The organism is Cytobacillus kochii, from assembly GCF_020171845.1.
GTDB classification, from domain to species: Bacteria; Bacillota; Bacilli; order Bacillales; family Cytobacillaceae; genus Cytobacillus; species Cytobacillus kochii.
Map to the genome: position 1 here is coordinate 76,788 of NZ_JAIVAM010000003.1, position 25,162 is coordinate 101,949.

Annotated in this window: 24 protein-coding genes and 3 other annotated features; of the genes, 21 read left to right on the forward strand and 3 right to left on the reverse strand. The window is 37.0% G+C overall.

The window, feature by feature from the left end; translation table 11 throughout:
- Positions 1-410: 410 nt before the first annotated feature.
- From polA to LCM23_RS03935, 16 genes are all read left to right on the forward strand, one after another.
- Positions 411-3,047, forward strand: coding sequence for a DNA polymerase I (gene polA, locus LCM23_RS03860; protein WP_224935785.1), 2,637 nt, complete (start codon positions 411-413; stop codon positions 3,045-3,047).
- Between the two features lie 39 nt (positions 3,048-3,086).
- On the forward strand, positions 3,087-3,920 hold the full coding sequence (mutM, locus tag LCM23_RS03865) for a DNA-formamidopyrimidine glycosylase (protein WP_224935786.1): 834 nt from the start codon (positions 3,087-3,089) through the stop codon (positions 3,918-3,920).
- A gap of 100 nt (positions 3,921-4,020) precedes the next feature.
- Positions 4,021-4,662 carry a sporulation membrane protein YtaF gene (ytaF, locus tag LCM23_RS03870; RefSeq protein ID WP_224935787.1) on the forward strand — a complete coding sequence of 214 codons (642 nt, stop codon included), beginning with the start codon at positions 4,021-4,023 and terminating at the stop codon, positions 4,660-4,662.
- Between the two features lie 26 nt (positions 4,663-4,688).
- A complete protein-coding gene (gene coaE, locus LCM23_RS03875) occupies positions 4,689-5,291 on the forward strand; it encodes a dephospho-CoA kinase (protein WP_224935788.1) in 603 nt (200 codons plus the stop codon).
- Positions 5,292-5,575: 284 nt separating this feature from the next.
- Positions 5,576-6,601 carry a glyceraldehyde-3-phosphate dehydrogenase gene (locus tag LCM23_RS03880; RefSeq protein ID WP_095372319.1) on the forward strand — a complete coding sequence of 342 codons (1,026 nt, stop codon included), beginning with the start codon at positions 5,576-5,578 and terminating at the stop codon, positions 6,599-6,601.
- 482 nt (positions 6,602-7,083) lie between these two features.
- On the forward strand, positions 7,084-7,467 hold the full coding sequence (gene speD, locus LCM23_RS03885; RefSeq protein ID WP_095372320.1) for an adenosylmethionine decarboxylase: 384 nt from the start codon (positions 7,084-7,086) through the stop codon (positions 7,465-7,467).
- A gap of 149 nt (positions 7,468-7,616) precedes the next feature.
- Positions 7,617-8,078, forward strand: a complete 462-nt coding sequence (gene nrdR, locus LCM23_RS03890; protein ID WP_095372321.1) for a transcriptional regulator NrdR — start codon at positions 7,617-7,619, stop codon at positions 8,076-8,078.
- A gap of 78 nt (positions 8,079-8,156) precedes the next feature.
- Entirely contained in the window at positions 8,157-9,578 is a 1,422-nt protein-coding gene (locus tag LCM23_RS03895) for a replication initiation and membrane attachment family protein (RefSeq protein ID WP_224935789.1), read from the forward strand.
- Positions 9,579-10,511, forward strand: a complete 933-nt coding sequence (gene dnaI, locus LCM23_RS03900; RefSeq protein WP_224935790.1) for a primosomal protein DnaI — start codon at positions 9,579-9,581, stop codon at positions 10,509-10,511.
- A gap of 93 nt (positions 10,512-10,604) precedes the next feature.
- Entirely contained in the window at positions 10,605-11,477 is an 873-nt protein-coding gene (ytxC, locus tag LCM23_RS03905; RefSeq protein WP_224935791.1) for a putative sporulation protein YtxC, read from the forward strand.
- Positions 11,478-11,524: 47 nt separating this feature from the next.
- Positions 11,525-11,757: a binding site (T-box leader), on the forward strand.
- Between the two features lie 46 nt (positions 11,758-11,803).
- Positions 11,804-13,738, forward strand: a complete 1,935-nt coding sequence (gene thrS / locus LCM23_RS03910) for a threonine--tRNA ligase (protein ID WP_224935792.1) — start codon at positions 11,804-11,806, stop codon at positions 13,736-13,738.
- 231 nt (positions 13,739-13,969) lie between these two features.
- Positions 13,970-14,090: a sequence feature (ribosomal protein L20 leader region), on the forward strand.
- A 102-nt stretch (positions 14,091-14,192) separates the two neighbouring features.
- Complete coding sequence (gene infC, locus LCM23_RS03915; protein WP_095372325.1) at positions 14,193-14,696, forward strand: translation initiation factor IF-3; 504 nt, start codon at positions 14,193-14,195, stop codon at positions 14,694-14,696.
- 15 nt (positions 14,697-14,711) lie between these two features.
- Positions 14,712-14,912 carry a 50S ribosomal protein L35 gene (rpmI, locus tag LCM23_RS03920; RefSeq protein ID WP_095372326.1) on the forward strand — a complete coding sequence of 67 codons (201 nt, stop codon included), beginning with the start codon at positions 14,712-14,714 and terminating at the stop codon, positions 14,910-14,912.
- 25 nt (positions 14,913-14,937) lie between these two features.
- Complete coding sequence (gene rplT / locus LCM23_RS03925) at positions 14,938-15,297, forward strand: 50S ribosomal protein L20 (protein ID WP_224935793.1); 360 nt, start codon at positions 14,938-14,940, stop codon at positions 15,295-15,297.
- Between the two features lie 230 nt (positions 15,298-15,527).
- The gene (locus tag LCM23_RS03930) at positions 15,528-15,800 is read left to right on the forward strand and encodes a DUF1294 domain-containing protein (RefSeq protein WP_224935794.1); all 273 of its coding nucleotides are present in this window, start codon (positions 15,528-15,530) and stop codon (positions 15,798-15,800) included.
- Positions 15,801-15,873: 73 nt separating this feature from the next.
- Positions 15,874-16,461 (forward strand): TVP38/TMEM64 family protein, encoded by a 588-nt coding sequence (locus LCM23_RS03935; RefSeq protein WP_224935795.1) that lies wholly within the window; start codon positions 15,874-15,876, stop codon positions 16,459-16,461.
- Positions 16,462-16,648: 187 nt separating this feature from the next.
- Here the strand turns inward: LCM23_RS03935 and LCM23_RS03940 are convergent, their stop codons facing one another.
- Positions 16,649-17,041 (reverse strand): sigma-w pathway protein ysdB, encoded by a 393-nt coding sequence (locus LCM23_RS03940; RefSeq protein ID WP_224935796.1) that lies wholly within the window; start codon positions 17,039-17,041, stop codon positions 16,649-16,651.
- A 218-nt stretch (positions 17,042-17,259) separates the two neighbouring features.
- Here LCM23_RS03940 and dut point away from each other — a divergent pair, with 218 nt between their 5' ends.
- Complete coding sequence (gene dut, locus LCM23_RS03945; protein ID WP_224935797.1) at positions 17,260-17,694, forward strand: dUTP diphosphatase; 435 nt, start codon at positions 17,260-17,262, stop codon at positions 17,692-17,694.
- Between the two features lie 161 nt (positions 17,695-17,855).
- Complete coding sequence (locus LCM23_RS03950; RefSeq protein ID WP_224935798.1) at positions 17,856-18,941, forward strand: M42 family metallopeptidase; 1,086 nt, start codon at positions 17,856-17,858, stop codon at positions 18,939-18,941.
- Positions 18,942-18,974: 33 nt separating this feature from the next.
- Here the strand turns inward: LCM23_RS03950 and sspI are convergent, their stop codons facing one another.
- Complete coding sequence (gene sspI, locus LCM23_RS03955; RefSeq protein WP_095372333.1) at positions 18,975-19,181, reverse strand: small acid-soluble spore protein SspI; 207 nt, start codon at positions 19,179-19,181, stop codon at positions 18,975-18,977.
- Between the two features lie 127 nt (positions 19,182-19,308).
- On the opposite strand from sspI, the gene LCM23_RS03960 reads away from it, so the two are divergent.
- The 3 genes from LCM23_RS03960 to pheT all read left to right on the forward strand — a co-directional run bounded on the left by LCM23_RS03960 (position 19,309) and on the right by pheT (position 23,914).
- Positions 19,309-20,067 carry a TrmH family RNA methyltransferase gene (locus tag LCM23_RS03960; protein ID WP_224935799.1) on the forward strand — a complete coding sequence of 253 codons (759 nt, stop codon included), beginning with the start codon at positions 19,309-19,311 and terminating at the stop codon, positions 20,065-20,067.
- A gap of 73 nt (positions 20,068-20,140) precedes the next feature.
- Positions 20,141-20,390, forward strand: a binding site (T-box leader).
- Between the two features lie 54 nt (positions 20,391-20,444).
- Complete coding sequence (gene pheS, locus LCM23_RS03965; protein ID WP_224935800.1) at positions 20,445-21,482, forward strand: phenylalanine--tRNA ligase subunit alpha; 1,038 nt, start codon at positions 20,445-20,447, stop codon at positions 21,480-21,482.
- 17 nt (positions 21,483-21,499) lie between these two features.
- Positions 21,500-23,914 carry a phenylalanine--tRNA ligase subunit beta gene (gene pheT, locus LCM23_RS03970; protein ID WP_224935801.1) on the forward strand — a complete coding sequence of 805 codons (2,415 nt, stop codon included), beginning with the start codon at positions 21,500-21,502 and terminating at the stop codon, positions 23,912-23,914.
- 284 nt (positions 23,915-24,198) lie between these two features.
- Here the strand turns inward: pheT and rnhC are convergent, their stop codons facing one another.
- Positions 24,199-25,143 carry a ribonuclease HIII gene (rnhC, locus tag LCM23_RS03975; protein WP_263624126.1) on the reverse strand — a complete coding sequence of 315 codons (945 nt, stop codon included), beginning with the start codon at positions 25,141-25,143 and terminating at the stop codon, positions 24,199-24,201.
- Positions 25,144-25,162 lie beyond the last annotated feature (19 nt).

A 25,162-nucleotide genomic window follows, 5' to 3' on the forward strand; every position in this document is an offset into this window, starting at 1 on the left:
AACAATAGGGGGTTACAATTAGTATTGTAAAACCCCTTCATCACATGATGTGAAGAAGAGAGAGCTACCCCGCTCTCTCTTTTTTTAAAAAGAAGTTCTCGTCTGTGATAAACATGAAATAAAAGGATGGATATTAAACATCTGCTATTTATAATATTGTAATTTGTGCTGTTATGCGCTAAAAAAGTGACCATCACCTAAAAATTTCTACAGTTTCCACCTCCACAAATACTCTATACTTCCTCGAAATTTGTAAATCTCTTACGTTAAAGAACAATAGCCCCATGAATTTCTATTCCTAATTTTTCTTTATTCTTTTAGACATGATAAAATATAGAATAGATAATGGCTTTTTTCGAAGTATATTCAATGAAATGACTTTGTGAGAAGCGAAGGAGGTTGGTGGCGAGATGACAAAGAAAAAACTCGTTTTAATAGATGGAAATAGTATTGCTTATCGAGCTTTTTTTGCTCTTCCATTATTAAATAACGATAAAGGCATACATACGAATGCAGTCTATGGATTTACGATGATGCTTATGCGCATTTTGGAAGATGAAAAACCTACTCATATTCTTGTTGCATTTGATGCCGGTAAAACTACGTTTAGACATAAAACGTTTACTGAATATAAAGGTGGAAGGCAAAAAACGCCGCCAGAACTTTCAGAACAGTTCCCGGTGATTAGAGAGTTACTAGATGCTTATCAAATTGCTCGTTATGAGCTAGAGAATTATGAAGCGGATGATATTATTGGTACGCTATCTTTAAAAGCTGAACAAGATGATTTTGAAGTAAAGGTCATTTCAGGGGACAAAGACTTAACACAGCTAAGTTCGGAAAAGACAACAGTAGGAATTACGAAAAAGGGGATTACTGATATAGAAGAGTACACCCCTCAGCATATCGAGGAAAAGTATGGTATCTCACCTGAACGTATCATTGATATGAAAGGGCTAATGGGAGATAGCTCCGATAATATCCCGGGTGTGCCAGGTGTCGGGGAGAAAACCGCACTAAAATTATTAAAGGAGTTTGGGACATTAGAACAATTAGTTCAATCGATAGATCAAGTGAGTGGCAACAAATTAAAAGAGAAGTTAGAGGAATTTCAAGACCAAGCTTTAATGAGTAAAGAATTAGCAACAATTTTAAGAGAAGCGCCGATTGAAGTAGAGCTAGATAAAATAGCCTATGAAGGATGGAATGAAGATAAGCTATATCATTTATTTAAAGACCTCGGTTTTAATTCTCTATTAGAAAAAATAAGCTTTGATTTAGCAGAAGACGAAACGGCCGAGCTTGAAGAAATTAATTTTGAGATTGTTACTGATTTTACAGAGGAACAGTTGGATGGAGATAGTGCATTATATATCGAGGTGTTAGAGGATAATTATCATTACGCAGATATTCTTGGAATAGCAGTCACAAACAAAAATGGACACTTCTTTATTTCAACAAAAAACGCTTGTCAATCGAATGTGTTTAAAAAATGGGCAGAAGATGACGCCTCTCCAAAGGTCGTATATGATGCGAAAAGGTCTGAAGTCTCACTAAGACATCATGGTATTCATTTAAAAGGTATCCACTTTGATATCCTTTTAGCAGCTTATATTATCAACCCTTCTGAAACAATTGAAGATTTAGCTTCTATTGCGCGTAATCACGGATACTCTGCAGTTCAATCTGACCAAGCTTTTTATGGGAAAGGAGCAAAAAGGAGTATTCCAAAGGAAGAAGAGCTTGCTCCTCATATTATAAGGAAAGCAGTGGCAATGGATTCGCTTTATGAAAAATTGGATACGTCGCTGCAAACGAACCAGCAGTCTGCTCTTTTTTACGAATTAGAATTACCCTTATCATTGATCCTTGCTGATATGGAATCGGCAGGTATTAAAGTGGATTTGAAACGCCTGCGTTCAATGGGAACAGAGCTATTAGAGAAACTTGCGGCCGTTGAGAATCGAATTCACGCCTATGCTGGAGAAGCATTTAATATTAATTCTCCGAAACAATTAGGGGTAATCTTATTTGATAAGCTGCGTTTGCCAGTTATGAAGAAAACAAAAACGGGCTATTCTACCTCAGCAGATGTATTAGAAAAATTAGAATCCAAACATGAGATTATCAAAGAAATCCTTGAATATCGACAATTAGCGAAACTACAATCCACCTATATTGAAGGTTTACTAAAGGTGGTCAATAAAGAAACAGATAAAGTGCATACCCGTTTTAATCAAGCGTTAACGCAAACGGGTAGATTAAGTTCTACAGACCCTAACTTACAAAATATCCCGATTCGCTTAGAAGAAGGTAGAAAGATTAGACAAGCATTTATTCCTTCAAAGAAAGATTGGGTTATTTTTGCAGCAGATTATTCACAGATTGAATTAAGGGTTCTCGCTCATATTGCAGGTGACGAAAAGCTAATCTCTGCATTCAAGGAAGATTTAGATATCCATACGAAGACAGCTATGGAAGTTTTTCATGTTTCTAAGGAAGAAGTGACGGCAAATATGCGGCGTCATGCAAAGGCAGTTAACTTTGGGATTGTTTACGGGATAAGTGATTACGGCCTTTCACAAAGTCTATCTATTACAAGAAAAGAAGCTGGAGAATTTATTGATCGTTATTTAACAAGCTACCCTGCAGTTAAACAATATATGGAAGATATTGTGCAAGAAGCAAAACAAAAAGGGTTTGTAGAAACTTTACTTCACCGTCGTAGATATTTACCGGAAATCACAAGTCGAAATTTTAATCTTCGCAGCTTTGCGGAAAGAACGGCTATGAATACACCTATTCAAGGAAGTGCCGCAGATATTATTAAAAAAGCGATGATTGACATGGCTGATCGCTTAGAGAATGAACAATTACAATCCAAGCTTTTATTACAAGTGCATGATGAACTGATATTTGAAGCACCGGTTGAAGAAATAGAAAAGCTGAAAGAAATTGTTCCAGATGTAATGGAGCATGCCGTAGAGTTAAAAGTACCGTTAAAAGTAGATTATTCATACGGTCCAACATGGTTTGATGCGAAGTAAGTGAGTTCACAATCGGATTGAAAAAAGGAGTCATTATGAATGCCTGAATTACCTGAGGTAGAAACAGTAAGAAGAACTTTAGAAGAGTTGATTATCGGAAAGACGATTGACCAAGTATTGGTACACTGGCCGAAAATGGTGAAAGAACCAGACGATGTCGTTCGATTTACAAAGGCGTTAGAAGGGGAGACATTTAAAGCGGTTGCCCGTCGCGGAAAATTTTTGATTCTTTATACGGATGATCTAGCCCTTGTTTCTCATTTACGAATGGAAGGGAGATATGGGGTTTATCCGAAATCAGAAACGATTGATAAACATACACATGTGATTTTCTCCTTTACGGATGGAACAGAGTTAAGGTATAAAGATGTGCGCAAATTTGGCACCATGCATTTATTTAAGCGCGGAGATGAGCTTGGTCAACTACCACTTTCACAATTAGGTGTAGAACCTTTATCAGATGCCTTTTCGCCAAATATATTACAAAATGTATTGAATAAGACAGCACGGCCCATTAAGGCGGCTCTCTTGGATCAAAAACTAATTGTAGGCTTGGGCAATATATATGTCGATGAATCTTTGTTTAAAGCAGGTATTCACCCAGAGCGCTCTGCTAAAACATTAACAAAACAGGAAGTAGAAAAGCTTTATACGGAAATTAAAGCAACACTGTCCGAAGCGGTGGAACGAGGCGGCAGTACGATACGTTCTTATGTGAACTCCCAAGGCCAAATAGGATTATTTCAGTTAGAGCTATTTGTGTATGGGCGGCGTGGAGAGGAATGTAAAGTTTGTGCTACACCGCTTGAGAGAATCATTGCTGGAGGACGTGGGACTGTTTATTGTCCACAATGTCAGCCGAAAATAAAATAACCACATTTTTCTTTTGTCATCTTAGCCTAGATTATAGATAACATTGGATGGGCTTCTTCCATATAATATGTTAGCCATTTCATGGAAGGAGCTCTTTTAAATGACGCAGATGATGACACTTATCATACTAGCTATAGCTGTTAGCTTAGATAGTTTTAGTGTAGGTTTAACGTATGGATTAAGAAAAATGAAGATTCCAATTAAATCGATTTTAATTATTGCTTGTTGTTCAGCTTTTACTCTTCTCATTTCAATGGGGATTGGTCATACAATAGCAAAGTTTATCTCACCTGCTTTTGCAAACAGTATTGGAGGTATCATCCTTATTGTATTAGGTGCTTGGGTACTGTATCAGTTTTTCCGCCCTGAAAAGGAAAAGGATAAGGATGCTCTTCCACATGAGAAAATTCTTTTGAATTTTGAAATCAAGTCTTTGGGTGTAGTTATTAACATTTTAAGAAAACCGATGGTAGCCGATATTGATAAGTCAGGTACAATTACTGGTATTGAAGCCTTTTTATTAGGATTTGCTTTGTCACTGGATGCGTTTGGTGCAGGCATTGGAGCGGCTATGCTGGGGTATTCACCATATTATTTAGCTATATGTGTTGCGGTTATGAGTTCCTTGTTTGTTTTTGGTGGGATGAGTATTGGCTCGATATTTTCTAAATCTCAATGGATGCAACGATGTTCGTTTATACCAGGATTAATTTTAATTATACTTGGAATCTGGAAAATTTAATTTGAGAAAAAGGTGTGAAAGTAAGAATGACAGTTATTATCGGACTCACTGGTGGAATTGCAAGTGGTAAAAGCACGGTTTCCACCATGTTTAAAGAAAGAGCGATTACAGTAATAGATGCAGATGTTGAAGCGAAACGAGCAGTTGAAAAAGGTGCGACTGCTTATGATGAAATTGTCTCTCATTTTGGCCAAGAGATTCTTCTTGAAAATGGGGAGATTAACCGTCAAAAATTGGGTTCCATTGTTTTTTATAGTGAAGAGGAAAGAATGAAGCTCAACAGTATTGTCCACCCGGCTGTAAGGAGGAGAATGAACGAGCAAAAGGACGAAGCAGTTGCTAATGGTGAAAAAATGGTCGTTCTAGATATTCCGCTCTTATTTGAAAGTAAACTCACATATATGGTGGATTACACCGTTTTAGTGTATGTTAATAAAGAAAATCAGCTTCAGCGGTTGATGGAGAGAAATGGTTTTGATGCAGAAGAAGCGAATGCACGTATTCGATCACAAATGCTATTGGAAGAAAAAGTACAGCTAGCGGATTTTTTAATTGATAATAATGGCGATCTCGCAAGTACAGAGAAGCAACTAGATGATTTACTGTTACAATTAAAAGATAAACAGTAAAACACAATTACTACTTAGACTTCTACGTTTCATTAGTAATATTTCCACCCTTTTCGTCCACAATAATAAGTGGATTATTTTTTTCCGCTAAAGAAATAGGGCGTAACGATGCATTTTTCACGTAATGTCACGCGTTTTATGGTTTCTTTACATGCACAATATTTCTGAATAGTGGAACTTTAAAATATCCGCAATTTGCTCATCACATTTTGTGGTTAATATGTTATACTATTAGCATGAAAATGGTTAAAAAAGTATAACATTTATACGGAAGGGGCCGTAAGATGAAGGCGAAAATAGCGATTAATGGGTTTGGGAGAATAGGACGAATGGTGTTTAGAAAGGCCATTCTTGATGATACATTGGAAGTAGTAGCAATAAATGCTAGTTATCCACCAGAAACGTTAGCACATTTAATTAAATATGATTCTACTCATGGTGCATTCCAAGGTGAAGTGATTCCCGAAGATGATGCGCTTGTAGTGAACGGAAAAAGAGTTCAATTACTAAGCAATCGTAACCCTGAGGAACTTCCTTGGAAACAAATGGAGATTGATATCGTTGTTGAAGCTACAGGTAAGTTCAACTCGAAAGATAAAGCGATGCTTCATTTAAATGCAGGTGCCAAGAAAGTGGTTTTAACGGCTCCAGGGAAAAATGAAGATGTAACCATTGTGATGGGCGTAAATGATGAAGCGCTTAACATTGCTGAACATGATGTCATTTCTAATGCTTCTTGTACAACAAACTGCTTAGCGCCAGTTGCAAAAGTATTAGAAGATAAGTTCGGCATTGAAAACGGTTTAATGACGACTGTACATGCGTATACAAATGACCAAAAGAACCTTGATAATCCACATAAGGATCTTCGCCGTGCTAGAGCTTGCGCGCAGTCAATTATTCCTACTTCAACAGGAGCAGCGAAAGCATTGTCTCTTGTGTTACCACAATTAAAAGGCAAGTTACATGGTATGGCTCTTCGTGTGCCGACGCCAGATGTATCACTTGTTGATTTAGTTGTTGATTTAAAGAGGGATGTAACAATTGATGAGGTAAATGCTGCGTTTGAAGATGCGGCACAAAATGAATTAAAAGGTATATTAGATATAACAGAAGAACCACTTGTTTCAATTGATTTCACAACAAATCCACACTCTGCTATTATTGATGGGCTTTCCACAATGATGATTGGTGAGAATAAAGTAAAAGTTTTAGCTTGGTATGATAACGAGTGGGGTTATTCTTGTCGTGTAGTTGACTTGGTGAAATACGTAGCTGAAGAACTAAATAAATCTGCAGTGAACGCATAATTTTATGTAGGCAATCCTTTAATGGGATTGCCTATTTTTTGCATTTTTACTATGTAGATAAAATGAAATGTTAAACTGATTACTACATAGATGATCACAGGTTGGGGCAATCTTTTAAATAAAAAAGCTTTTTGATTGTCTTTTCGTTACGTATTACTGAATGATGTCTATGAAAAATTTGAATAAATTGTGACATTTCCCTTGCTTAATGGAGGGGATGAACACTGATGATAACAATGTTTAGTCACCTTTCTTTATGTGAAAATGTAATTATTATTGAAATTCACTTAAATAAATTTTCTAGGATTTATTGCAAAAGAACATTAAACAAAGTATACTAAAAATCGTGAACTTCTCAACGAGTAAGGCGCTAAATGGCTACTTAAAGGGTTAGGACCTCTTTGGACTAACTTTCCCCCGTGGTAGTTATATGCTTTGCCCAGTAGAAATTCATGTCAATTAGTAAAGGGGGAAATTTGAATATGGAAACAATGGGTCGTCACGTCATCTCAGAGCTTTGGGGATGCGATTTTGAAAAATTGAATGATATGTCATTTATTGAGCAAACATTTGTAGCAGCTGCACTAAAATCAGGGGCAGAAGTGCGAGAGGTGGCATTCCATAAATTTGCACCACAAGGTGTAAGTGGGGTTGTCATTATTTCAGAGTCGCATTTAACTATACACAGTTTTCCGGAGCATGGCTATGCAAGCATCGATGTTTATACTTGCGGTGATCTTAATCCTCATATCGCGGCTGACTATATAGCAGAAGCTTTAGGTGCTGATACACGTGAGAATATAGAAATTCCTCGTGGAATGGGTCCTGTTCAAGTTAAGAACGCAACAAAAGCCAATGTGTTATAATAAAGAAGAAGTCTTCAAGAGTGCAAGCGAATAATTGCACTCTTTTTATTATGAAAAAAACATATCTACTTGTACTAACAACTCCTTTTTTATATGATAGTAAGTAAAGATACATTTTAGGAATGTAAAGATGAGACGGAGTTGATTGTATGAAATGTCCTTCATGCCAACATAATAATACTCGTGTGCTAGACTCTCGTCCTGTTGATGAAGGTAAATCGATACGAAGACGAAGAGAGTGTGAAAAATGTGGTTATCGGTTTACAACTTTTGAAAAGGTAGAGGAAATTCCTTTGATTGTTGTGAAAAAAGAAGGAACAAGAGAAGAGTTTAGCAGAGAGAAAATATTGCGTGGACTAATAAAAGCTTGTGAAAAACGACCGGTTGCATTAAAAGAACTAGAAGATATCACTTTTCAAGTTGAAAAGGAATTAAGAAGCAACGGAGTATCAGAAGTGAAAAGTGATGATGTTGGCGAAATGGTTATGGACAGGCTAGTGAAAGTTGACGATGTCGCCTATGTTCGCTTTGCTTCTGTTTATCGTCAATTCAAAGATATTAATGTATTTATAGAAGAGCTAAAAGAGTTAATGAAGAAGGAACAAGCGTAAAGGTGAGCAAATAGGCTAAAGTGAATTTAGCTTCTTTGCTCATTTTTTTCAAGATATGAAAGAAAGAAGGTATTTTTCATGGCCCAGCATTGGACTGAAGTCATCCCTAGTGATCATTATACAGTGGCTTTAAATGGGCTGTTACATGACTATGATCGAAAAATCTTAGTATTTCTTTATCAGCCACTTATTGGGACCATTGCGTACAGTTTATATATGACCTTATGGATGGAAGTGGAGGAAAACCGTATTTGGTCTTCATCTTCGCGTAACCATCATGGTCTGATGAGTATGATGGACTTAAGTTTAAAAGAAATTTATGAAGCAAGAAAAAAACTTGAAGGAATTGGCTTGCTAAAAGTTTATGTGAAAGAAGGGGAAAATCGTGAATTTATTTATCAATTACAGCCCCCCCTTTCTCCAAGTACATTTTTCTTAGATGGTATGCTCAATATCTTTCTTTATAAAAAAATCGGTAAAACTCAATATACAAGACTAAAGCGTTTTTTTAGTGATGAGGAGTATTCAAACCTTCCTCTTGATTATAAGGATGTAACAACAGCCTTTCATGAGGTTTATACATCTGGACACCAGCTTGCTAAAGAGTATAATGATGACTTATCTGTTTCTCCAAAAGGTGAATGGGTAGATAGAATGGAAGCGAATAAAATTCAAATCCCATGGCAAACATTTAATTTCTCGTTATTGGAAGCGGGCCTTAGTGAATCACTTGTTCCCCGAAAAGCACTTACGCAAACAGTAAAGGATGCCATTAGTAATTTGGCATTTTTATATGATATTGATGTTATGGAAATGAAGAATATTATGATAAGCGCGATGAACGAAGATGATGAAGTTGAGATGGATGAATTGCGGAAATCGGCAAGGGATTGGTATCAAATGAATCATCGTGACGAATTGCCATCACTAATTACGCAAACTCAGCCTGTTCATAGTCTCTCAATAACTGAAAAGCCCAAAAGTAAAGAAGAAGAGCTTATTCAATACTTTGATACAACTTCCCCTATTCAATTTTTGAAAGATTTATCTGGGGGGGCGGAACCTTCAAAAGCGGAATTGAAAATACTTGAAGATGTGATGTTTCACCAAAAGTTGCCTCCCGGTGTGATGAATGTTTTGATTGATTATGTGATGCGTAAAACAGATAAAAAGCTGACAAAGGCATATGTGGAAACGATCGCTAGTCATTGGGCGAGAAAGAGCATTCAAACTACGGCTAATGCCATGGCTCTGGCGAAGAAAGAGCACCAACAATATTTGAAATGGGCAGAGAATAAAAAAGTAGGGAAACGTTCATCCAAATCTAATACGAAAAAAGCTGTCACGAGGACAGAGCTTTTACCTGATTGGTTTGACGAGGAAACAAGTAAAAATGAGACTGTCGACCAACAGAAGCAGGATAAGAAAGATGATCATGTAGATCTTAATATGAAGGAATTTCAAGAACTAATGAAAAGAAGAAACGGGGGTGGACAATAGATGGAAAGAATCAATGATACGCTTAAAAAGCTTGCAGGAAATCAAGATTTTAAAACGAGATATGAAAAGCAACGAGCAGAGACTTTAAATGATCCAGATGTCCGTGCCTTTTTGACGGCACATAAGGATGAATTGTCAGCAGATATGGTTGAAAGAAGCTTAATTAAATTGTATGAATATAGCAAGCTAAGTAAAGAATGTAATCGCTGTCCGAGCCTAGATAGTTGTATCAATTTTATGCAAGGCTACCACCCAGAGCTCGTCATTGAACGTGGCCTGATTGATATTAAATATGATAAATGCCCACGAAAGCAAATCCATGATGAAAAAAGAAAAAATGAGAAGTTGATTCAAAGTTTATATGTCCCTAAAGACATACTAAATGCAACTTTTGATACGGTGTACAACGATGATGGAAAAAGAATGGAAGCGGTCAATAAAGCTCTTAGCTATTGTATGAATTTTAAAAAGGGCGATGGTCAGAAGGCGTTATATTTATACGGCCAATTTGGTGTCGGTAAATCTTATTTATTAGGTGCGATTGCCAATGAACTTGCCTTGAAGCAAGTTTCATCAATGATTGTCTATGTGCCTGAATTATTTAGGGAACTGAAAAGCTCAATTAGTGATTCGACTTTAAATGATAAACTTGAAGCTATTCGATCATCTTCTGTACTTATGTTTGATGATATGGGTGCAGAAACGATGTCAAGTTGGACAAGAGATGAAATTTTGTCGCCGATTCTACAATATCGTATGCTTGAAAAGTTACCGACTTTTTTTACCTCAAACTTTGATTATAAAGGACTTGAACATCACCTGACCTATAGTCAGCGAGGGGAAGAGGAGCGGATGAAGGCAAGAAGAGTAATGGAAAGAATTAAATATTTAACCGATCCTGTGCTTGTCGAAGGACCGAATCGAAGGGTTTAGGCAAGATAATTTTCAATAGTTTTTCTTCATGACTTCTATTTTGGCCAAGTCTCCCATATATATGAATCAGATAGATGTTAAGGGGGGATTTGGTTGATAGAGATCATTTTCCGGAATAAGCATGAAGCTGAGGAGCTGTTTCAGCACGCAATCCGGATTCAGAACTATACGGAAGGCGAAACGACAATTCTTCATAATGAAGGTCAATATATAGTAAGAATGTATCCTGAACAATGCAGTGGACGATCTATTGAAGAAGTAAAACGAACATTTTCTGCTTTTTTAATGGAGAGTAAATGCGATAGTTGGTTTAGAAAGATAATGGCCGAGAAGTTTTATTATCAAGATTCGGAAGAACAACAACAAATTCTTGAAATCATTCATTCCATATTAGAAGGGCAAAGAGAAGATTTATCTACTTTTTTACAGAGAGTGGATATACACGAGCAATTACGAGCGGCTATAGATCGCCTAGTGCATGATGATATCTCTTTTTCTTATGATGCTTTTATAAAGTTTCGTCTTAAACCGCTTTTAGATGATATGACAAAGTATGTTGAGTTGTCTATTGATGAATATAAAATGGAACAGGAATATCAAATGTTTATTCAAACCTTAAGAGACTTTATTAAGGATAGAGAAAGTAAGTTACCCACGATTCATTTATATTTAGGTGAAGAAGTCCGCTTTTTTAATCAGCATTTCGAGGAGCTTTCTCGAATGGATCTAACGGCAATGATAGATCGAAGGCTATTAATTAATCACCCTGTCTATGTAGATTCAGTTACAATCGCACCATTACTCTCAATCGCTCCTCAGGAAATATGTTTATATAGTGAAAGTGAAGAACAACCTTTAGTTCGTACAATTAAAAATATTTTTGAAGAGAGATTGAAAACCCTTCATATAAGTGAATTTAATATGCGTAAACAGCATGCGTGTAAAAATATAAGTGAACCCTCTTGATTTTCCGTAAATTAAAAACTATAATACTTACATATTGAAATTATCAATGAACAGTAATGATAAGGATATGGGTATTCTTTTACGGTTTATAGAGAGGGAAGACAAGGCTGCAATCTTCCTAACACGAATGGAATGCTTACCACCTTTGAACTCCAATACATAAAGATGTCTATGGCGTCGATTAAGTATTGGCGGCAACAAGACCGTTAACTTGCTACGAGTCACTTTTTAAAAGTGAGAAGTAGGGTGGAACCACGTGTATATGATACTCGTCCCTTTTTTTAGGGACGAGTTTTTTATTTTTCAAAAACAAGGAGGAAGTTATGATGTCAGAAATGATTAAAGTTTCGTTTCCAGATGGAGCAGTAAAGGAGTTCTCCAAAGGAACAACAACGGAAGAAATCGCATCATCAATCAGCCCTGGCTTAAAAAAGAAAGCCATAGCCGGTAAAGTGAATAATGAATTATTCGACCTTCGTCGTCCAATTGAAGAGGATGCGGCTGTGGAGATCATTACCCAAGGCAGTGATGAGGCGCTTGAAATTATGCGTCACAGTTCAGCTCATTTAATGGCGCAAGCGATTAAACGTTTATATAAAAACGTTAAATTAGGTGTAGGTCCTGTTATTGAGAGTGGCTTCTACTACGATATCGATATGGAGGAGTCATTAACACCTGAAGATCTACCGAAAATCGAGAAAGAAATGAAGAAAATCATCAATGAAAATATTGAGATTGTGCGTAAAGAAGTGAGTAGAGACGAAGCTTTAAAAATCTATGAAGAGATTGGCGACGAATATAAGGTTGAACTGATTGGCGCCATTCCAGAAGGTGAAACAGTTACCCTTTATGAACAAGGCGAATTCTTTGATCTTTGTCGAGGGGTTCATGTTCCTTCTACAGGGAAAATTAAAGAATTTAAGCTTTTAAGTATTGCTGGCGCATATTGGCGTGGAGATAGCGACAATAAGATGCTACAACGTATATATGGTACTGCTTTCTTTACAAAAGATGACTTAAAAGAACACTTGCGTTTGCTTGAAGAAGCAAAAGAGCGTGATCACCGTAAAATTGGTAAGGAATTAAGCCTCTTTACGAACTCCCAAAAGGTTGGACAAGGGTTACCGCTATGGTTACCAAAAGGTGCAACAATTCGCCGTAATATTGAACGTTATATCGTGGATAAAGAAGTGCGTTTAGGCTATGACCATGTATATACACCAATTATGGCAAATGTGGAACTTTACAAAACTTCAGGACACTGGGATCACTATCAAGAAGATATGTTCCCTGTAATGAAAATGGATAATGAGGAGCTTGTTCTTCGTCCAATGAACTGTCCTCATCATATGATGATTTATAAACAAGGAATCCATAGTTATAGAGAATTACCAATCCGTATCGCTGAATTAGGTACAATGCATCGCTATGAGATGTCTGGAGCATTATCAGGATTGCAACGTGTGCGTGGTATGACATTAAATGATGCCCATCTATTCGTTCGTCCAGATCAAATTAAAGAAGAATTTATACGCGTTGTTAATTTAATTCTCGAAGTATACAAAGACTTTGACATTAATGATTATTCGTTCCGCTTATCTTATCGCGATCCTGAGGATACTGAAAAGTATTTTGATGATAATCAAATGTGGGAAAAGGCACAATCGATGTTAAAAGAAGCAATGGATGAGATTGGCTTGCCTTACTATGAAGCAGAAGGGGAGGCCGCATTCTACGGTCCTAAGCTTGATGTACAAGTAAAAACAGCTCTAGGTAAAGAAGAAACGTTATCAACTGTTCAGTTAGACTTCTTGCTTCCTGAACGTTTTGACTTATCTTATGTTGGGGAAGATGGCAAGCCGCATCGCCCTGTTGTTATTCACCGTGGTGTTGTTTCAACGATGGAACGTTTTGTTGCTTTCCTTATCGAAGAATACAAAGGTGCATTCCCAACATGGCTAGCTCCTGTTCAAGTTCAGGTTATTCCAGTTTCAAATGATATCCATTTTGATTATGCGAAAAAAGTAAAAGAAGATTTACAGCTTGCAGGAATGCGCGTTGAAATCGATGATCGTAATGAAAAAATGGGTTATAAAATTCGTGAAGCACAAATGCAGAAAATCCCATATATGCTCGTTGTCGGCGATAATGAAGTAAGTGAACAGGCGGTTAATGTACGTAAATATGGAGAACAAAAATCAGAAACTATCTCCTTTAATGAATTTAAACAATTGATTGAGAAGGAAGTTCAAAGAGGATAAAAATATTACAGACCAAGTATTTGATTGTTCAAAGGATCTTCATCCATGTCTTAACTCAAACATCATTTTATGCATGTTGTTAAGCTGGATAAAGGTGGGTACAAAAAAATTTCAAAAGTTGTTGCCAAACACCGCAACTTTTGATATCATTTTCTATGTTGTGAAAAAACAATACCATTTGACAAATATTATGCTTTGTGATATATTTTCTAAGGTAATTTGAATACAGTTTGAGTAAAGAAGAAGCGCCCGCTTCTCACCTGATTGACGCTTTTAGGCAGTTAGCAGGTTTACGTGAATTTTAACATTGTACGTAATGTGTGGGTGTCTTCACCCGCACTTTTTTATTTGCCTCGATTGTATCACTCGGTGCAGCTGGAAGCTTCTTTTAGAAAAGTGACCCAAACATTGTGTTCATATAAAACCATGGAGGTGTCTAACTATTAGCAAAGATATGTTGTTAAACGAGGGTATCCGTGCCCGTGAAGTTCGTCTTATTGACCAGAATGGCGAGCAACTAGGAATCAAATCTAAAAATGAAGCGCTAGAAATAGCCGCACGTGTAAATCTTGATCTTGTTCTTGTAGCACCGAATGCAAAGCCTCCTGTAGGCCGTATCATGGACTACGGTAAGTTTAAGTTCGAGCAACAGAAGAAAGACAAAGAAGCACGTAAAAATCAAAAAATTATCAGTGTTAAAGAAGTTCGCCTTAGTCCAACGATAGAGGAACATGACTTTAATACAAAGCTTCGTAACGCAATCAAATTCCTTGAAAAAGGCGATAAAGTAAAAGCTTCCATTCGTTTTAAAGGTCGTGCGATTACGCATAAGGAAATTGGACAGCGTGTTCTTGTTCGATTTGCAGAGGCTTGCTCTGAAGTCGCAACAGTTGAATCTCATCCAAAAATGGATGGCCGAAGCATGTTTATGATACTTGCACCTAAAAACGAAAAGTAAGAGGAGGAATTCCACATGCCAAAAATGAAAACTCACCGTGGTTCTGCTAAGCGTTTTAAAAGAACAGGATCTGGAAAATTAAAACGTTCTCACGCTTACAGAAGCCATATGTTCGCGAATAAATCTCAAAAACAAAAACGTAAGCTTCGTAAAGGTACTCTTGTATCTACAGGTGATTTCAAGCGTATCCGCAATATGTTAGTAGGACTTAAGTAAACTTGCAAAATAGGAGGGAAATATTATGCCACGTGTAAAAGGCGGTACAGTTACTCGCAAACGTCGTAAAAAGGTATTAAAATTAGCTAAAGGTTATTATGGTTCTAAACATACTTTATATAAAGTTGCTAACCAACAAGTAATGAAATCTTACAACTATGCTTATCGTGATCGTCGTCAGAAAAAACGCGACTTCCGTAAGTTATGGGTTACTCGTATTAACGCAGCTGCTCGTATGAACGGTCTTTCTTATAGCCGTTTAATGCACGGTTTAAAACTAGCTGGTATCGAAGTAAACCGCAAAATGCTTGCAGAATTAGCTGTTTCTGATGCAAATGCATTTGCAGAATTAGCAACTGTTGCAAAACAAAACCTTTCTAAATAAGAAAGTTTAAGAGTCGCTCTTTCGGGGGTGGCTTTTTTTGTTATATTTTTAGTCTATTGAAATTAAAGGAGACGAAATAAACACCTGCAAAGTTCAAGTATATACGTTAGTGAGCATCTCACGCGTATGAAACTAAAAGACCTTTGGCACCGAGTTTGAACTTATAAATACGATTAATCTACTTTATCAGCTATAATTTCGATAACGACATGAGAATAGGGGTGTAAGGAATGATTTTTGCTATCATAATCGTCTTTTTTATACTGAATGGCATTGCGGCAATTATGATGAAAATAGATAAAAGAAAAGCGCAAAGGGGAGAATACCGCATTAGTGAGCAAAATCTATGGCTGGTGGCTCTTTTGTTTGGAGCTATAGGAATGACTTGGGGAATGAGGCGTTATAGACATAAGACGAAGCATTTTTCTTTTAAACTTGGTCTTCCTATCTTATCCGTGTTACAGTTGATATTCCTCGTTTATCTCATCATGGAGTGGGCATAATTTTAGGGCCGTTGCCATATGATGTACTAACATCCAAGAATCTTATAGTTCATGGAAGGTGGGCGTTTATCAGGTGAATGAACATCTTGCTCTTGCAAAGGGGATTATTGAGACAGCAGGTATTCTCGCTCCATTCGCATTTATTTTATTTCATATTTTGCGGCAGTTCCTTTTTATCCCTGTGCCACTTGTTTGTATTGCTGGTGGTGTATTGTTTGGCAGTTTATTTGGTAGTATTTTATCTCTAGTAGGGTTAATGTTATCTTGTTTATTTTTTTATATATTAATTTATCAGCTTCCTACCTTTCATGAAAAACTATCTCATTTAAAAAAGAAATGGTTTGGAGAATATCGTAATTTAACCATTGGTCAAATTTCCATTCTTCGTTTGATTCCATTTATTCATTTTCATTTACTTAACTTTTGCTTGCTAGAAAAAAACCCGAAATTTCGTGATTTCTGCAAAGGTGCTTTGTTAACAAATATACCATTAGCAATCTTTTATACTGTTTTTGGTGAATTTATCAGTAGATTTACACCAACAATGATTGTTATGATTCTACTGTCTTTGTCCATTCTTCTCTATCTAATTAGAGAGAAAGTGACTGTGATAAAATGGCAAGAATTTTTTAAAACAACAAAGGTGAAAAAAGTTTCATAAATGAAAGGTTAGGGTCGTGTATCCTGGCTTTTTTTGTTTATTGGCTTTGAGAGGGGAATTATTTGATTGCAGAAAAGAGGAATATACCGACTGTAGTAAAAATCTAGCAAATGCTACTGAGAGATATAAATATAGCCCTAACAAAATTTATAAAATTTTGTTAGGGCTTAAAGTTTGGGCTCATCTTTCACTGGTTACGCTTTTTATCCATTAGCTCTTTCACAGGGCTCTTCCAGTCGATTTTTGCATTCGTATAATGACTTTTTAATTTGCTTTCGATAAACATAAAGTCCTCACCAACAAGTCCTTGTAACTCTGATGGCTGATGAGGCCAAATAAAAATTGAAACCACATCAAAGGAGTTATCTGTTGTACCTAGATATTTTTCACCTTCAAACATAACCCCTTTATAAGTAATGAAGAAATTTTTCTGAGCGTTATTTGCGTCGTCATAAAAAAAGTATTTTTTTTGTTTATGGGCTTTTTCTAATTTACGCATCGGATTTGTAACATACTTAATGGCGCTATATATGAGCAAAATAATCAAAATGATTAGTAATAGGCGAATGATCAATAACATAAAGAATACCCCTTTGTACATTTTTTAAGTGTTTACGAATAAAAACGAAAAAGGTTTCAACTTTGTTTAAATTTGTTATAATTTTTTTGTTATGTAAAAAATAATTGGCTCTTCAATCGAAAAAAACTGAGGGACATTTACGGTTTATATACCCATTAGTAAGTAATTTTATGCAACAAGATAATAACATCATTCTATAATAAGATGAGGGATAAACAATGACGAATATATTAAACATTAAATTGATTCACAATGATGCTAAAATGCCTTACCGTGCAAATGAGGGGGACGCTGGGCTAGATTTATTTTCAGTTGAAGATGTAATCATACCATCAGGACAGTCAGCTTTAATTAGCACCGGTATTCAGATGGAGTTACCAAAAGGAACGGAAGCGCAAGTAAGGCCAAGAAGTGGTTTAGCTCTTAAACATAGTGTAACGGTTTTAAATAGTCCAGGGACGATTGATGAGGGCTATAGAGGCGAAGTGAAGATCATCTTGATTAATCATGGAAAAGAAGAATTCCGCGTAGAAAAACAGATGAGGATTGCCCAAATGGTAATAGCACCAGTTTTTCAAGTTGAACTTGCGCAAGTAAGTGATTTAACACAATCAGAAAGAAACAGCGGAGGGTTTGGTTCATCCGGAAAATAAGTGAGCGTCTAAACCTCAAAGGTACCTTCAAGTCATCCCGCTTGTTAACACATATGTATAAGTTCTATAGAAATGAAGTACAGTAAGAAGTAGTTTAAGTTTTTACAAAAGAAGGACTAACCATGTATAATAGGCTTAAATAATATTAAGGGAGTCGAAATATGTCTAAGCTTGATGAAACATTAACGATGCTAAAAGAACTAACTGATGCAAGAGGGGTTCCAGGTAACGAACGAGAAGTGCGTGAAGTGATGAAAAAATACATAGAACCCTTAGCAGATGAATTATCCACTGATGGACTTGGTAGTTTAATCGCTAAAAAAATTGGTCAAGCAGATGGGCCAAAGATTATGGTTGCTGGTCATTTAGATGAAGTAGGTTTTATGGTGACAAGTATTGATAATAAAGGTTTTTTGCGGTTTCAAACAGTTGGAGGCTGGTGGTCACAAGTGATGTTAGCCCAACGTGTGTCGATTGTAACATCTAAAGGAGATGTAACTGGGGTAATTGGTTCGAAGCCGCCACATATTTTGCCAGCAGAAGCGCGTAAGAAAACAATTGAAATCAAGGATATGTTCATTGATATCGGTGCTTCTAGCCGTGAAGAGGCGTTAGGTTGGGGTGTAAAACCAGGAGATATGGTTGTTCCATATTTTGAATTCACTGTGATGAACAATGAGAAAATGTTACTTGCGAAGGCTTGGGACAACAGAATCGGGTTGGCGATTGCAATTAAAGTGCTAGAAGGGTTGAAAAATGAGAACCATCCAAATACAGTATATGCGGTTGGAACGGTACAAGAAGAAGTTGGCTTGCGTGGGGCAAAAACAGCTGCACAAATGATTGAGCCTGATATCGGTATCGCTGTTGATGTTGGTATACCAGGAGATACACCAGGTGTAACAGAAAAGGATGCGTTAAGTAAATTAGGTGACGGTCCTCAAATTATTCTCTATGACGCTTCTATGGTGTCACATAAGGGCTTAAGAGATTTTGTAACAGATACAGCAGATGAGCTCAATATTCCATATCAGTTTGATTCTGTACCAGGTGGTGGAACGGATGCAGGATCCATACATTTAACCTATAAAGGTGTGCCAGCGCTTTCAATTACAATTGCAACAAGATATATTCATTCACATGCGGGTATTCTTCATCGTGATGATTTTGAAAACGCAGTAAAACTGATTACAGCTGTTATTAAAAGACTAGATAACGATACCGTTGCAAAAATAACTTTTGAATAGAAAAAAACAGCCTGATGAAAGGCTGTTTTTTTCTTATTGTAAGCCGTTTTCTAACGTCTCTAGCATTTCTTTTTTTTCAGTTTCAGATGAATTTTGCCAAATGACTTCAAATAATACGCCAAGGCCAGGGAGCATTTTCTCTTCGCCTGTTTGTATAGCATCAACAATAGTATCTTTTAATTCATCTTGTGAATTACCTGAAACATTGTGTAAGATGGCATTACGTAAATTTAAGTTCATAAAAGTAAACACATCCTTCGTTAGAATTCGTTACGATTATAGGGTTTCTCATTTAAGATTTATTATGTATGCGTTTTTCGGTATAATGAAATATTAATGGCACGTGTTTTATTGAAGGAGCGAAAAAATGAAGTACTTACAATCCGCAAAAAATCCACAGGTGAAGCAGTGGAAAAAGCTTCTCAAAAGGAAAGAAAGAGATGTAACAGGTACTTTTCTTGTTGAAGGATTTCACCTTGTTGAAGAAGCATTAAAAGAAAATCGTGTAAAAGAGTTAATGATTAGTGAGGAAAAGGATATACCAAAAAGCTGGAATGTAGGAGACTGTTCGATTTATATCCTACCGCCACATGTGATTGGAGACTTAACTGATACACAATCACCGCAAGGAATTGTGGCCGTATGTTATCAAGAAGAAGAGAGATCTTTCGATTCGCTTGGTACGAAGAAATTATTACTATTAGATGAAGTGCAAGATCCCGGAAACTTAGGAACAATGATTCGTACAGCTGATGCGGCTGGCATGGATGCGGTTATCATCGGTCAGGGCACAGTGGACCCTTATAATCCAAAGGTTTTACGTTCCGCTCAAGGTAGTCACTTCCATTTACCAATTATCCATGGCAAGTTGGATGTATGGATGAAGGAGTTAAAGGAAAATAATATTCCTGTATACGGTACAGCATTAGAAGGAGGCAAAGAATATCAAAGCTTTGCTCCACTGGATGAATTTGCATTGCTCGTTGGTAATGAAGGGAACGGTGTAAATAAAGATTTACTTACACAAACAACAGCCAATCTGTATATTCCTTTATACGGTAAGAGTGAGTCCTTAAATGTAGCTGTAGCAGCAGGTATATTGCTATATTATTTGCGAAACGAATAATGAGTAAAAAAATCGTGAGAACAATTTGAATGTCGACTCATAATGTAATATAATAAATAGCAAAATGAAATAATTAAAAGCTATGATAGAGACAAAGTAAAGTATGTTTTGTTCATAATAGGGAGAAAATGCCTGAGACTGAAAGCATTTTTATGAGCGACTTACTCGAAATTTCAGCTCTTGAGCAGACATCGGGACCATCGAATATTTTCGATGTAAAGATGCACCGGCTTTTTGCCGTTATCGAAATGAAGCGAATATAACATGTTTTTTATTGTTGTATTAAAAAGGGTGGTACCGCGATTCCAAACCTCGTCCCTTTCATGGGATAAGGTTTTTTATTTTGTCAAAAAAGTATTAAAAGGAGGAGTTTCAAGATGCAAGAGCGTTTAAAAGAATTGCAAGCAGAAGCGTTAGAGAAGGTTTCTGCGGCAATAGATTTAAAAGAATTAAATGATATCCGCGTTGCTTATTTAGGTAAGAAAGGCCCGATCACAGAAGTACTAAAAGGAATGGGGAAACTTTCTGCAGAAGAACGTCCAAAAATGGGTGCATTAGCAAATGAAGTACGTGATCAAATTACGCAAGGAATAACGGCAAAACAAGTGCAGTTAGAAGAAGCGCAAATTCAAGCTAAGCTTGCTGCAGAAACGATTGATGTGACATTACCAGGTCGTCCTGTACATACCGGTAATCATCATTCATTAACAAGGGTTGTTGAAGAAATTGAGGACTTATTCATTGGAATGGGCTATACCGTAGCGGAAGGACCTGAAGTGGAGAAGGATTATTATAATTTTGAAGCATTAAACTTACCAAAAGGTCACCCTGCACGTGATATGCAAGATTCATTCTATATTACAGAGGATATTTTATTACGCACACATACTTCGCCTGTGCAAGCTAGAACGATGGAAAAGCATGAGGGGAAAGGTCCAGTGAAAATCATTTGTCCAGGAAAAGTATTCCGTCGTGATAATGATGATGCGACTCATTCTCATCAATTTATGCAAATTGAAGGACTTGTGATAGATGAAAATATTCGCATGACAGACTTAAAGGGTACCCTAGAAGTATTTGCGAAAAAAATGTTTGGTGAAGAGAGAGAAATTCGCCTTCGTCCAAGTTTCTTCCCATTTACTGAGCCATCTGTAGAAATGGATATTTCTTGTATGATTTGCTCTGGAAAAGGCTGTAATGTATGTAAAACAACCGGTTGGATTGAGATTTTAGGTGCAGGAATGGTACACCCAAATGTACTTGAAATGGCAGGTTTTGATTCTAAAAAATATACAGGTTTTGCCTTTGGAATGGGCGCTGAGCGTATTGCAATGTTGAAATACGGTGTCGATGATATTCGTCATTTCTATACAAATGATAGTAGATTCTTAAAGCAATTCTCAATTCATGAATAAAGGGGGAGGACAACGATATGTATGTTTCATATAAATGGTTACAAGAATATGTTGACTTATCTGGGATTACACCAGAAGAATTAGCAGAGAAAATTACAAAGAGCGGGATTGAAGTTGAAGGTGTAGAGACACTTGATGAAGGAATTAAGGGTGTTGTCGTCGGCTATGTAGCTGAAAAAGAGAAACATCCAAGTGCTGATAAATTAAATATTTGTCAAGTAGACCTTGGCGATGGCGAACTTGTGCAAATCATTTGTGGGGCTCCTAATGTTGATAAAGGACAAAAGGTGGCAGTTGCAACTGTAGGTGCAGTATTACCGGGGAATTTTAAAATTAAAAAAGCAAAATTACGTGGCGAAGCTTCGAATGGTATGATTTGTTCTCTTCAAGAACTAGGCTTTGAAAGTAAGCTAGTCGCTAAAGATTATAGTGAAGGTATCTATGTGTTTCCAGCAGATACAGAGCTTGGAACCAATGCATTAGAGCAATTGCACAGAGATGATCAAGTATTAGAATTAGGGTTAACACCGAACCGTGCAGATTGCCAAAGTATGCTAGGTGTTGCCTATGAAGTCGCTGCTATTTTAGGGAAAGATGTGAAATTACCGCAGCCAAGGGTAGAGACTGTTTCTGAGAGGGCCGCTGATTACATCACTGTAAATGTAGAAGCAGCAGATGATAATCCATTATATGTCGCTAAAGTAATCAAAAATGTAAAAATCGCTCCGTCACCACTATGGTTACAAGCTCGTTTAACAGCAGCTGGTATTCGTCCACATAATAATGTTGTTGATATTACGAACTATATTTTGCTTGAATACGGTCAGCCTTTACACGCGTTTGATTATGATCGCCTAGGTTCGAAAGAGATTCTTGTTCGCCGTGCCAACCAAGGTGAAAAAATCACTACGCTTGATGATGCTGAAAGAGAATTAACAACTGATCACCTAGTTATCACAAATGGGGAAGTACCAGTTGCTTTAGCTGGTGTAATGGGTGGAGCGAATTCAGAAGTTGGTAATGAAACAACGACCGTACTACTTGAATCAGCTTACTTCACTGGCGGTGCGATTAGAAAGTCCTCGAAAGATCACGGATTAAGAAGTGAAGCGAGTGCGCGTTATGAAAAAGGTGTTGATCCACAGCGTGTTCGTCCAGCAGCAGAAAGAGCAGCGCAGTTACTCACGCAATACGCAGGCGGAGAAGTATTAGAGGGATCAGTGGAGGTTGACACGTTAAAAGTAGAACCCGCGGTTATCACCATTACCATTGATAAAATCAATCGTGTCCTTGGAACATCGTTACTAGTGAGTGAAGCAAAAGATATTTTAGAAAGACTGCAATTCACGACAGTGGTTGAAGAGAATGAAATGACAGTAACAGTGCCAACAAGACGTGGGGATATTACAATAGAAGAGGATCTTGTAGAAGAAGTGGGTCGCCTATACGGATACGATAATCTTGCTTCAACATTGCCTGGTGGAACGGCTTCAGCAGGTAGTTTAACGCCTTATCAAAAGAAACGACGTATCGTTCGTCAATATTTGGAAGGCGCGGGATTATATCAAGCCATCACTTATTCTTTAACGAGTGAAGATAAAGCGCAAAACTATTCCTTAGAAGCTAGAGACCCAATCAAGCTTGCGATGCCGATGAGTGAAGAGCGGAGTGTGTTACGTCTAAGCTTAACTCCGCATTTACTAGAAGTCCTTAAATATAATAGTGCAAGACAAATTGACGCTACTGCTATTTACGAAACAGGCTCTATTTTCTTACGTACAGCTGAGAATGAGTTGCCTGAGGAAAAAGAACATTTAGCTGCGGCCATTACAGGTTTATGGGAGTTACATCAATGGCAAGGGGAGAAAAAGCCAGTTGATTTCTTTGTTCTGAAAGGAATTCTAGAAGGGTTATTTAGTAAACTTGGCTTGTTAGAACAAATCACGTTTACCAAATTTGAGAAAGATGGGCTACATCCAGGTCGCTCAGCAGAAGTATTTCTAAATGAAACGAGTATAGGGTTTATTGGTCAAGTTCATCCAAATGTTGAAAAAGAATTAGACTTAAAAGAAACGTATGTTTTTGAATTGTCATTAGAGAAATTATTACATGCTGAAATTAAACCTTTACGCTATGAAGCTATTCCTCGTTATCCATCTATTACGAGAGATATTGCTTTAGTGGTCGATCAAACAACGACGGCTCAAGCATTAAGCACTGTCATTCGTGAAGCAGGCGGCAAATTACTAAAAGACGTTCATGTATTTGATTTATATGAAGGCGATCGAATGGAAGAAGGTAAAAAATCAATTGCCTATTCACTGAAATATTTTGATCCAGAACGGACTCTTACAGATGAAGATGTTGTAAAAGCCCATGACAAAGTGTTAAAAGCATTAGAAGAAAAAACTGGTGCTGTCCTTCGTGGATAAATAATCATCAAAGTGATACTCACCGTTATTTTTCGGTAGTATCACTTTTTTTGTACAGTGTAGTTGAAAAGAACAATTAGCTACTTAAGAGACTATAGATATAGGAAGAAATAAGAGCAAGAAAGTGGTAATACGAAGAAACACTGGTCCCAGAAGAAGCGTCATGCTGAGAACGCAGTATAAGGGAAAAATATTGTATCAGAAGCAGCACACAAGCTGAGAGATTGAGAGCCGCCAGCAAAAGAAAAAATCCGCTCTTCATAAAAGAGCGGCGCCCGATTGCCTTATGCTTTATACTTCTTTCTATAAAGAGCTTTTGCTTTATCGGTGTTAGCAAAATGGAGTTTCACAAAGTGCGTTAGAGAATCTTCACCATGGATATGTATTAATTTCGCACCGCATTCGTCAACCTTAGGACCGGCACCTTTTGTTAGTGGAAAGCCAGCCTTTTTACTTAATTCCTCGAACCGAAGGAGAAACGCATAGCGTGCAAGGATTGATGCGGCTGCCACAGCGATATGTACAGATTCACCTTTCGTACTGAAATATACATTTTCTCTTTGTATATTGGCTTGAGATTTTAAATAATTATAATATACTCCTTCTTGAGCAAATTGATCGATTAAGACGGCGTCTGGCTTCTCTGGAGACATTTTTTCAAGCACACTATTAATAGCTTGGTTATGAAGGAGAGCTTTTAGTTTTCCTTGAGACATTCCTTTTTGTTGCATGTTGTTATATTTATCATTATGTAGTGTAAGTAAACTAAAGGGAATGACATCTTTAATTTGTTTAGCGATTTGGATAATTCTCTGATCATTTAAATTCTTAGAGTCTTGCACGCCAAGCTCTTTTAATAGCGGAATCTTTGTTGCACTTACATAAGCTGCTACTACTGTCATTGGTCCAAAGTAATCTCCTGTCCCAACTTCATCTGAGCCAACAACGGATAAAGATGCAAAATGATCCGGTAATTTGGATCCTTTTGGCAAGCTGGCTTTCTTTTTCGGTGCGACTTCGCTATTGGAGCCCCCCCATTTATCTGCTTCTGATTGACAGCCTGCTCCTTGAAATAATACTTTACCTGATTTGTAGGCAGTAATTGTACAGTTGTTTGTTTTGGCCGTGAAAATACTACCGGGAGGCTGTTTCGGTGATAGTAGAGCTTGGTAATGTGTTTTCATTTGTTGCAGTTCTGCTGTAGACTTTTTTAATACTATTTGACTCATAATTGATTCCTCCTATTTT